This window comes from Streptomyces daqingensis (assembly GCF_014645895.1).
GTDB classification, from domain to species: Bacteria; Actinomycetota; Actinomycetes; order Streptomycetales; family Streptomycetaceae; genus Streptomyces; species Streptomyces daqingensis.
In genome coordinates this window covers 260,595-271,472 of the sequence record NZ_BMMP01000011.1, presented here as the reverse complement: position 1 = coordinate 271,472, position 10,878 = coordinate 260,595, and the positions used below count along the sequence as shown (strand labels likewise).

General features: G+C 69.9%; 5 protein-coding genes and 1 pseudogene. 3 read left to right on the top strand and 3 right to left on the bottom strand.

From position 1 onward, the window contains the following. Positions 1 to 333: 333 nt before the first annotated feature. The 3 genes and pseudogenes from IEY56_RS18265 to IEY56_RS28870 all read right to left on the bottom strand — a co-directional run. Entirely contained in the window at positions 334 to 840 is a 507-nt protein-coding gene (locus IEY56_RS18265; RefSeq protein WP_189038269.1) for a hypothetical protein, read from the bottom strand. After that, positions 840 to 2,996 carry a hypothetical protein gene (locus IEY56_RS18260; RefSeq protein ID WP_189038268.1) on the bottom strand — a complete coding sequence of 719 codons (2,157 nt, stop codon included), beginning with the start codon at positions 2,994 to 2,996 and terminating at the stop codon, positions 840 to 842. The genes IEY56_RS18265 and IEY56_RS18260 overlap by 1 nt, the downstream gene beginning before the upstream one ends. A 62-nt stretch (positions 2,997 to 3,058) precedes the next feature. Next, positions 3,059 to 3,286 (bottom strand): annotated as a pseudogene (locus IEY56_RS28870) (hypothetical protein); the annotation flags it as partial. Between the two features lie 460 nt (positions 3,287 to 3,746). Here IEY56_RS28870 and IEY56_RS18250 point away from each other — a divergent pair. The 3 genes from IEY56_RS18250 (at position 3,747) to IEY56_RS18240 (ending at position 10,864) form a co-directional block, all read left to right on the top strand. Next, positions 3,747 to 5,753 carry a serine/threonine-protein kinase gene (locus tag IEY56_RS18250; protein ID WP_189038267.1) on the top strand — a complete coding sequence of 669 codons (2,007 nt, stop codon included), beginning with the start codon at positions 3,747 to 3,749 and terminating at the stop codon, positions 5,751 to 5,753. 237 nt (positions 5,754 to 5,990) lie between these two features. Continuing rightward, positions 5,991 to 9,020 (top strand): serine/threonine kinase C-terminal domain-containing protein, encoded by a 3,030-nt coding sequence (locus IEY56_RS18245; RefSeq protein WP_189038266.1) that lies wholly within the window; start codon positions 5,991 to 5,993, stop codon positions 9,018 to 9,020. A 200-nt stretch (positions 9,021 to 9,220) separates the two neighbouring features. After that, complete coding sequence (locus tag IEY56_RS18240; protein WP_189038265.1) at positions 9,221 to 10,864, top strand: succinic semialdehyde dehydrogenase; 1,644 nt, start codon at positions 9,221 to 9,223, stop codon at positions 10,862 to 10,864. Positions 10,865 to 10,878: the final 14 nt, after the last annotated feature.

Genomic DNA, 10,878 nt, shown 5'->3' with positions numbered 1-10,878 from the left:
GCACTTCCTCGCCTTCACCAGCATCGCCTGCACCCTCATCTGCTACCGCAGACTCGCCAAATGAGACGAGCTCTAAGCTCGGAGAGTTGCGAGCACTGCTCCGGCTGCGTAGGCAGCACCCGAATTTGGCGCTCGAGCTGGCCCAGCAAGTGATCAACGAACTGTGAACACTCGCGTTTCACGTGTCGGCGCTGGCGAGGGCTCCCTGCCAGTCCCCTTGGCGGCCACTGGTGACTCACGCGTCTACGCCGGTGGGCTCTGCCCCCAGGTGGGAGGTTCCCTGCGGGGAATGTGCGGACCCCGGCCCCTGCTAGGGAGCTGGACGTCCGCCGCTCAGCCCTTGCAGTCGTAGTGCTTCTGCAGGGCCGGCATGTAGGCGTTCATGAACTTCTCCAAGTCGTCACGGCTGTTGGAATAGAGGCCTTCGGACTCATCGAGTGAGAGGATGATCTTTGCAAAGACAGGAGGTTTTCCTCCTGAGCAATTCGCGGTAGCCATAGCATCTAGAGAGTCCAAGCCAAGCTTCCCCTTGAAGGTGCTCGGCTGTGCACGTGAGTAGTTGTTGGGTGGAAAACTGAAGTTTGGCCTCTCTGGATCATGCAGGACTGAAAAGTAGAACTTGTCTTCGACGTAGACTGAGCAGGCGTTCGGCGCGACGATGGACTTGAATCTTTCTGTGGTGACCTTCCCCCCTTCTCGCGGGAGGAGCGGGGTGACGGCAGACGCCGGGATCTCAACGTCGCAGATTTCGCGTGGAGGTTTGGATTTATCGGCCGCACATCCTGACATCAGAGCGAGAAGAAGACAGAAAAGAACGTTTTTGGACTTCTTTGCTATCATTATTTTCCCTCCGCAAATTTGGCCTCTTCCCTGCCATTTGCTGCCTCTTTGCTGATGCGGGAATGTAGTTCCTGGGTGCTGTATCCAGAAGGTTGCTCCGCAGCCCAGTTTCCGTTCTCGTCCTCCCACTTCTCGACGAGGGCCGCCATTTTTCCGGTGCGGCCTTCGTAGACTTCCTGCCGCTTCCCCTCCGCAGTCTCCTCTACCTTGTCTTCGTGATCCGTCTTTGCGCCTTCGATGACGAGTTCGCTGGTTCCGCTGAGTGCGTCGCCGACGACGGGGATATAGCCAAGGCCGGTAGATGCCACTGAACCGGCCGCGCTCGCGCTCCACTCGCCCTTGTCGATCTTCTCTTCCTCGTCGTCGCTGAGGGCCGAGTTGGCCGTGTACTCGAGAAAGCCGTTGACTCGGCCAGCTCGGTCGAGGCTGTTTCCGGGGTACTTATTCTCGGTTTCGATGTCGTTGATGGCGACTTCGTTGAGGTGCTTCTCGAGGGTTCCGTAGGCAGCGCCGTCGTGGGCGATCTCCGTGGTCACCTTTGCGAGATCGGCGCGGTCCAAAGGCGCGTCCATGGTCCTTGGGAGCGCCATCGAGTCGTAGGTGTTCCGTCCCTGGTGTGCCACCATCTTCGCCGCGTCGTCGCGGAGTTCCGGCGGGAACTTGTCGTTCTCGGCCAGTCCGTGAAGGCTGTTGTTGGTGGCTGCCACCTGGTCCGGCGTCGGGGGCAGGTACGGGGAAGTGGTGTCTCCGGGGGGACGTCCGGAGCTCGCTGCGAACATCGCGTCGCCGAGCGCGTCCAAGGAGGGGTTCTTGCCGTTCCCTTCGGTGTCGAAGTACTCGCGATGATGCAGGAGGTACTCGGCAGTGGAGTAGCTTTCCTTTTCGTCGGCGATGAAGGGCATGTTGACGAGGCCTTGGTCGGCGTAGGCGCTGGTGTCCTTGAAGAGCGACTTGTCGTTGAACAGGTCGGTGGCGGCGTCGGGGTTGTTGGAGACGCCCTTGAGGAGCCCAGTGACGGGGTCGTTGCCCCAGGACCGTTCCGGCGGGTAGGGATCGTTTGCCATCGCGTCGGGGCCCTGCCACAGCCACTTCGGCGACGTGCCGTCCTCGACCGCTTCACGTTCGAAGGTGAGGAGTTCCCTGCCGTAGTCACCGAGGAACTCGCCGTCCCATTCACCTTCCTGCATCAGGTCGGACATGACTTGGAACCCGTACGGCTCGTTTCTGTCGCCCTTCCCCTGGCGTTCGTCCCCAGCGGCGATGACGTCGCGCTTCCACTGCTCCATGCCCGGAGCTCCGGAGCCGGAGGCAGTGCCGAGGGTCCGGCTGAGGCTCCCGCGCATCGCCTCGATGGCTTTGTGGCGGGGGTTGTCCTTGCTGATGATTCCGGGCCTGAGGCCGTACCAGAAGTCGAGGGTCCCCTTGCCGCCCATGGAGGTGGCGAACTTGCTCGCGAAAGCGGGGTCTTTGCCGTGCTCCTTCATGAGCCCGTCGAGTTGCTTGATCTCCGCGAGGCTCATGTCGTCGCCCTTGCGGGCGAGCCGGGCGGCCCTGCCGGCGTCCGCGCTCGCGTCGGCCTTGCCGCCGGCGAATGCGTCGTTGCGGAACTGGGAGCCGTCATCGTCGTCCTGGAAGTTCTGGCGCAGGCGCGCCGCAGCGTTCTCGTCGATCGTCGCCGCTTCCTCCAGCAGCTTGTTGATGCGCCGCTGCCACTGGTCCGCTTCCTGCGCGTCCTCCTGCCGTGGATATCCCGGTGCGGTGACCCCGGGTTTCGGGTCCGCTGCGAAGGAGTCGCCCGGTACGACCTGCCCCTGGTCGGTGACGCGGAACTTCTTGGGGATCTCCGTCTCCACGAGATCCACCAACGCCCGCTTCTTGGTCTTGAGCCGGCGGGCGGCTGATTCGAGATTGTCCTGGACCGCTTTGGCGACCTTCCCGGCCTGCTCCAGTTCCTGATGCTCGTGGGAGAGACGGGACTTGGCCGTCTCCTCGGTCTGGGAGCTCTCCTCCCAGCCCGCCTTGTCGACGGCTTTGACGACGTCCCGGTCGAAGTCCTCCGCTGCCTCCGAAAGGCGCTTGTGACGCAACTGCCAAGCCTCAGCGGCCGATTCGAGCGGCTTGAGATTGAGGTGGTAGAGGTTCTCGTACGTGACCATGATGGTTCCCCCCGCGGTGCTTCTGGTCAGATGGTCAGAGCCGGTCGGCCGGTCGGATCTGCTCAGCCGAAGTCAGGCAGGACGGTGACCTGTTTCTTGGCTTCCCAGGTGGCGTCCGTCTGCTCTTGCTGCACTCTGAGGCGGCGCGAGTTGTCACCCTCGGCTTCGCGGAAGTTCTTCGCCGTCTGCATCAGGTTGGATCCCGTGGTGTCGAGGGCCTTGCGCAGGTGGTTCAGTTTGCGTCCCCACTCGGCTTCGCCCTCGTCCAGTGCAGCCCCCAGCTGCCCCGCCCACTGCCCCCCCGCTCATCGCCTTCGCGCCTGCCCGCACGTCGGCTGCCCCCGTACGGCCCTGTTCCGAGACGCGCGTCGCCATCTGCTTCTCCGCCTGCCCGGCCCTGTCGAGCTTTCCCGGGTCATCGATACGGAACTCGGTCATGTAAGCCTCCCCCTTGGCTGTTTGTTCGCCGAGTGACCGTAACAGCGGGTTGTAGGGCGATCCACAAAGGGCTGCTGTTCGTACAAAAACCGGTCAACCGGTACGTCTCTCCGTCGTGCTCCTGTGACGGCACCGCGTACTGCGGGTGCGCGGCCGGTGTGTGCCGGGTGCGGAGGGTGTGAACAGGGGTGCTTGTGACGGACCGTCAAGCGCCCTGTACGTGCGCGCCCCCGCATTCGGGGTACCGGCCTGATGGTTCACAATGGAGCGGGACTTGGGGCGGGCCCGTCGCTGAGGGACTTGAGGGGATTCATGAGCGAGGACGCGGGGCGGCTGGTAGGAGGGCGCTATCGGCTCGGGGATGTCCTCGGGCGCGGCGGTATGGGCACCGTATGGCGCGGCGAGGACGAGATCCTCGGCCGTTCCGTGGCGGTGAAGGAGCTGCGTTTCCCCTCCAGCGTCGAGGAGGACGAGAAGCAGCGGCTGATCACCCGCACCCTCCGCGAGGCCAAGGCGATCGCCCGGATCCGCAGCGGCAGCGCCGTGACCGTCTTCGACGTCGTGGACGAGGACGACCGGCCCTGGATCGTCATGGAGCTGATCGAGGGCAGCTCGCTCGCCGACCACATCCGCAGGGACGGCCCGCTGACCCCGCAGCGGGCGGCCGAGGTCGGTCTGGCGGTGCTCGACGTGCTGCGCGCCGCCCACCGCGAAGGCGTCCTGCACCGCGATGTGAAGCCTTCGAACGTCCTGCTGGAGGACGTCACGGACCGCGTCGTGCTGACCGACTTCGGCATCGCCAAGGTGGAGGGCGACCCGTCCGTCACGTCCACGGGAATGCTGGTGGGTGCTCCGTCCTACATCTCGCCCGAGCGGGCGCGCGGCAAGCCTCCCGGTCCGCCCGCCGACCTGTGGTCGCTGGGGGCGCTGCTCTACGCGGCGGTCGAGGGCCGTCCTCCGTATGACAAGGGGTCGGCGATATCGACTCTGACGGCGGTGATGACGGAGCCCGTGCCGCCGCCGAAGCAGGCCGGGGAACTGGAAGAAGTGATCTTCGGGCTGCTCACGAAGGACCCGGAGAAGCGGCTCGACGTCGCGGGCGCCCGCGATCTGCTGCAGCCCGTCGCGGCGGGAAGCGGAGCGGCGTCCGCGGCAGCGGACCGGAGCGGCGGCGGTTCGACGGCCGTCCTTCCTGCGGCGCCGGACGGTGCGGGCAAGGACGGCGAGGCCGACGAGACGTCGAAGCCCGAGGGCGGCGAGCCGGGCGGCGGCAAGGAGAGCGGAACGGACGCTCCAAGGGCGGGCCGCGACGCGAAGGGCGCCGGCAGGAAGAACTCCGACAAGCGCAGGGGTGCGAAGTCGCCCGCCGTCGCGGGTGCCGCCGCCGGTGCGGCTGGTGCGGCAGCGGGGGCCGGGACCGCGTCCGGGGAGCCGTCGGCGTCCCCCTCCGCCGGAGTCGGCGAGTCCGACTCGGCCGGCGGAGAGGCCACCGGGGGTGCGAAGGCCGCTCCCGCCGCCTCGGGTGCGGGAGCCGCGCCGCCCAGCGGCGGCACGACCACCTTCGCGGCGCTCGCGAACAGGTATCCGCGCCGGACGTGGGGCATCGCTGCCGCGGCCGTCGCCGCAGTGCTGGCGCTCGTGGCCGTCCTCTTCGTCAACGCGGGGGACGGCGGCGAGGGTGGCAAGTCCGGTAAGGACGCCGCCGCTTCGGGCGGCTCCGGAGAGGGCGCCAAGGGCGAGAAGGGCACCGGCGACAAGAAGGACGGGAAGGACGAGGGCGGCGAGGAGTCCGCGCCGTCCCCCGCCCCCGAGGAGTCCTCCGGTGAGGGGGGCGACGACGAGGAGCCCGGAGACGAGGGCGGTTCGCTTCCGGACGACTACGAGCAGGTCACCAACAAGCGCTTCCACTTCAGCATCGCCATGCCGAAGGACTTCGAACGCGTCGGCATCGCCGGTACCAACTCCGGGGCCAAGTACTCCGGTGGAGGCCTGCCGAAGCTCCAGGTCGACTTCAGCGGCAGCCCCAAGTCGGACGCCGCCGCGACGTGGCGCGCCCTCGAGCCCGCCGTGAGCAACAGCAGCGGCTACAAGCTCAGGGGCATAAAGAAGGTGGACTGGCGGGACTATCCGAGCGTCGCGGACTGGCAGTTCGAACGCGATGAGGACGGCAAGAGGGTGCGGGTCCTCAACCGCGGTTTCAAGGCCGACAGTTCACACGGCTTCGCGATAATGATCACTTGCAGGGCCGACAAGTGGGACGACGAGGAGTGCCGGACCCTGCGTGAGACGGCGTTCGAGACCTTCAAGCCGCTCGACTGAGAGCGGTTCCCCCGCAGCGTTTCGGGGGACGTTGGGAGAGAGGCCGCTCCGGGCAACAGGAACCGGGGGAGCTGTCGCGCCCGGCCTGACGCGGGCGCCGAGGGCAGCGGCAGGTTCGCGGAGCGGCCGCGCCTGACAGTGCGGGCACGTATCGTGAATGGCCGCAGACCGGTGTCCGTCCGCAAAGATGCGGATGCAGTGGGGAATCGACGGTCTCGCGCGTTGTGGGGAGGTGTCGTGGAGGACTACGCCGGCAAGGCGGGACGGCTGCTCGCCGACCGCTACCGCTTGCCGCAACCACCGGCCGACGCCTACTACTTGGCCGAATCGGTCGCGTACGACACAGCCAGCGGGCAGGAAGTGCTGGTGCGTCAGATCCCGTTGCCGGAGGTCGTGGACGCGGAGTTCGTCGGCGACGGCGCTCCGGGCGGCGCCGCCGGCGAGGGACGCTTTCGCGGTTCCGTGGGGCGCGCCACGCGCAGGCCGGCGGACCCGGCGGTGCGCAGGGCCGTCGAGGCGGCCGTAGCGGCCGCGCGCATCCCTGACCATCCGCGGCTCGACCAGGTCTTCGACGTGTTCGTCGAGGGCGACGGCCTGTGGATCGTCAGCGAGCTGCTGCCCGCGACGCCACTGGCTGCGCTGCTGCGGGACCAGACCCTCACGGCCCATCGCGCGGCCGAGATCGCCGCGGACGTGCTCACCGCGTTGCGCACCGTGCACGCGCACGGCTGGACGCACCGCAACGTCACGGCGCGCACGGTCCTGATCTGCGACGACGGGCGCGCTCTGCTCACGGGCCTCGCCGTGGCCGCGGCGGAGGAGGCCCTCTGCGGCTACAACCCCCTTCCCGACGCGGGCCCGGCACCGCTCCCGCCCACCGGCGCCATCCCCGGCGACCCCTCCCTGCGAGGCACGGACGGAACCGGCGGCGAGCCCGGGGGCACGGGGAGTGCGCCCGGCCCCTACCGCGGGATGTGGACGGACACCGCGCTGCCGGAGGGTTTCGACGCGAGGCAGGAGGACGAGGACGGCGGGAGATCCGCCGGGTATCCCGTCACGCCGCAGCCCGCCGGAGAACCGACGCACCGCTCCGGCGAGGACCGGGGCCCGCGCGGCATATTCGGCCTGGAGGGACCGGGAACCGGCCTTCCGGACCCGGTTGCCGGACAGCCGGACCGCAGTGCGCCGGACAGTGCTGTGCCGGGCAGTGCTGAGCCGGGCCGCACCGGGCCAGGCCGGCACCACCGCGGGACGAGGGGGCCGCGCAGTGACGCGATAGCCGCCTACCAGGCGGGCACCCGGCGCGGCGTCGCCGCCCGGGCGACCGGCGCGGAGGGGGATCGCCACGGGGAGCACGTACACGGCACGGACGGCGCCGGCCGGACAGGCAGCCCGTACGGCTCGCATCCCGCACCGGACGACTGCGTGCGCTGGCTGCCCTCGGGGGAGGACGAGGTCAGCCCGAGTGATCTGCCCGGCTCGCGTCCCCCCAACAGCCTTCCCGTCAGGGCCTCCTGGCGGTCGGACAGCCCCCGCGCCCACCCCGGGCAGGAGCAGGACGAACCCCCGTCCGCGGCGAGCCCCGCTTCCGAGTACACCGCTGCCGAGTACGCCGCTTCCGAGTACGCCGCTTCCGAGCATGCGGAGTCCCCATACGCCGGTGACGCGGACGAGTTCAGCGGTGACCTCGTCCCGTACGAGCAGGAGGACGACGCGTACCCCGTCGAGCCGGACGAGGAGAACCTCTCCTGGGGAGACCCCGAGGCGGACGGCGACCCTGAGCACTACCGCGGCCCCACCACCGCGCTGGCGGCCGAGCGGGCGCGGCACGCCCGTATGACGATCGTGGGTGCGGTCAGCGAGCGCTGGGCCCCCGAGCAGGCCGGGCCTGTGCACGCCAACTGGCGGCTGGCGCCGCCCGTCGGCCCCTCCGCGGACCTGTGGGCGCTGGGCGTGCTCCTCTTCCGCGCGGTGCAGGGCCACGCCCCTTACCCGGAGGACGACGTCGCCGAGCTGGTGCAGATGGTCTGCGCCGAGCCGCCTGCCTTCGCGGAGGACTGCGGGCCGCTGCGTCCCGTCGTCGAGTCGCTGATGCGCCAGGACCCTACGGAGCGGCCGGACTTCGAGGAGCTGCGGGGCTGGCTGCGTTCCCTGGTGCGGTCGGCACCGGAGCCCGACGCCGGATGGCACACCGTCTACGCACCGTCCCTGGAGTCGGGCGGCCCGTCCGATCCGCGCCGGTTGCCGATCCTGCGCAGGCGCGGCGAACTCGTCCGCAGGAGGCGGGCGGAGAGGCGTGCCGCGGCGGCGGAGCGGAAGCGGCAGAAGCGGAGCAGGCCGAAGCACACGAGACCCGAGCGTCCCGCCCCTCCCGTGGCTCCGTCCCACTCGGTGCCCGAGGCGCCGCCGCCCGCGGCGTCGTACGCCGCGCCTCGGGGGGCCGCGTACGACGTGCCGCCTCCGGCTGCCGCGGCGCCGCCCGTCCGGGAGCGGCCCCGCCGCGTGCGGGAGAGGAAGAGCGGCCGGTCCGGCGGCAGTCCGCTCAAGCTGGGGCGCCTGCTCCTGGGGCTGGTCTTACTGGGCATGACGGGCGCCGTGCTGTACGCGATGTGGTTCATGCCCGAGGGCGGCGCCGGCGCCTCGAACCAGCAGCGCGGCTCGGTGGGCGGCGACAGCCGCTCCGCGGAGCCGGACGGCGGCGGCTCGGGCGGCGGCTCCGGTCAGGAGGACTCCGGCAAGGGCGACGGCGGCGGCAGCGGCGGCGGCAAGGGCGGCGCCGACAAGCCGCAGAACCCGGGGCCCGCCGGCAAGGTCCCCGAGGGATACAAGCTGAGCCGCGATCCCGCGGGCTTCCAGATCGCGGTGCCCCGCGAGTGGGACCGCCGGTCCACGACCGGCCGCGGCCAGGTCCGGTACAACGGCGGCGCGGTCGAGATGGTCGTCGTCAACGGCCGGGACAGTACGAAGAAGTACGGCGGCGACCCGATGGCCTACCAGAGCGACGACGAGCCGGAGCTGGCGGCGTACCGCGCGTCGGAGTGGGCCTCGACGTCCGGTCTGCGCCGCATCGACGTCGGTGCCACGGCGATGGCCGAGGGCACGTTCAGCTGGCGCGACGGCGGGCGCGACGTGTACGCCCGCAACCGGGCGATGATCCTCGACGGGCGCTACCACCTGCTGCTCGTGATGGGCTCGAAGACCAACAAGGCGGAGATCGACCGTCACTTCGAGGCCGTCGCCGACACCTACCGGTCGACGGGACGCTAGAGCGCATACCGATCGGCGGACCCTGGGGGCCGCGAGTGCCCGCCACAGCCCGGACAGGAGCCCGTACAGCCCGGGCGCGAGCCCGCGCGAACCGGCCGCATCCCGCTCAACGGCCGTCGTGCCAGCGTTCACTGGCAGATTCGGTGAAAGTGGTTACCGTCGGGTATGCAGCGCGTTGCGGCGGTCGTAGTCTCTGGCGCATGACGGACACGCAGGACACGCGAGAGAAGCAGGGCACCGGCGCCGCCGAGGGGAGCGGTGCGGGCAATCCCGTCGCAGCAGCACCCGCGGGAGTGCGCACCGCTGCCGAGGTGGTCACCCCTGACCTCGTCGCCCGCCTCACGAAGGGAGTGAGGGGGAGCGGCAGCACGCCCACCCACTCGCCCTTCACGGGGGAGCGCCTCGCCGAACTGCCCGAGGCCACCCCCGAGGACGTGACTGCCGCGTTCGGCCGTGCCCGTGAGGCCCAGCGCGCCTGGGCGGCGACGCCCGTGAGGCAGCGCGCCGCCGTCCTGCTCCGCTTCCACGACCTCCTCCTGGCGCGGCAGAACGAGGTGCTGGACCTGATCCAGTTGCAGACGGGCAAGACCCGCCTCCACGCGCACGAGGAGGTGCTGGCGGTGTCCGTCGCCGCCCGCCACTACGGGCGGAAGGCCCCGGCGTACCTGCGGCCGAAGCGGCACACGGGGGCGATCCCGGTGCTGACCAAGGTGACCGAACTGCGCCACCCCCGCGGCGTCGTCGGGCAGATCGCCCCCTGGAACTACCCCCTCGAACTGTCCGTCGGGGACGCCCTTCCGGCATTCGTGTCCGGCAACGCCGTCGTGATGAAGCCGGACACGGAGACGGCGCTGAGCGCGATGTGGGCCCGGCGGCTCCTGATCGAAGCCGGGCTGCCCGAGGAGGTCTGGCAGATCGTCATCGGGGACGGTCCCGTGGTGGGGCCCGCGGTCGTCGAGGGCGGCGACTACGTCTCGTTCACGGGTTCGACGCAGACGGGCCGCAGCGTCGCGCAGCTCGCCGCCGCCCGGCTGGTGGGCTGCTCGCTGGAGCTCGGCGGCAAGAACGGCATGATCGTGCTGCCGGACGCCGACCTGGACAAGGCCGCGGACGGAGCGGTGCGGGCCTGCTTCTCGTCCGCCGGGCAGCTGTGCATCTCGATCGAGCGGCTGTACGTGCAGGAGTCGGTGGCGGACGCCTTCCTGGAGCGCTTCGTCGCCCGCACCAAGCGGATGAAGCTCGGATCGTCCCTCGCCTTCGGCGCGGACATGGGCTCACTCGTCTCGCAGAAGCAGCTGGCGAACGTCACCCGGCACGTCGAGGAGGCCGTCGCGAAGGGCGCCAAGGTGCTCGCCGGCGGGCGCGCCAGGCCGGACGTCGGCCCGCTGTTCTTCGAGCCGACGATCCTCGACGGTGTCGAGGCGCCGATGGCCGTGTGCTCCGAGGAGACCTTCGGGCCCGTCGTCTCCGTGTACCGCTACTCGGACGTGGACGAGGCCGTCGGACTCGTCAACTCGACCGCGTACGGCTTGAACGCGAGCGTGTGGGGCGGCAACGGGCGCACCGCACGGGAGGTCGCGGGGCGGCTGCGCGCGGGCACCGTCAACGTCAACGAGGGGTACGCCGCCGCGTACGGCAGCGTGCAGGCCCCGATGGGCGGCATCGGCGAGTCGGGCATCGGCAGACGGCACGGCGCGGAGGGCATCCTCAAGTTCACCCATCCGCAGACCGTCGCCCACCAGCGGCTGATGCCGATGGCGCCCTCGTTCGGCATGGACGACGAGAAGTACGCGGCGTTCATGAGCGTCTCGCTCAAGGCCCTCAAGGCGTTCCGCTTCCGCTGACGGCTCCCGGAGCG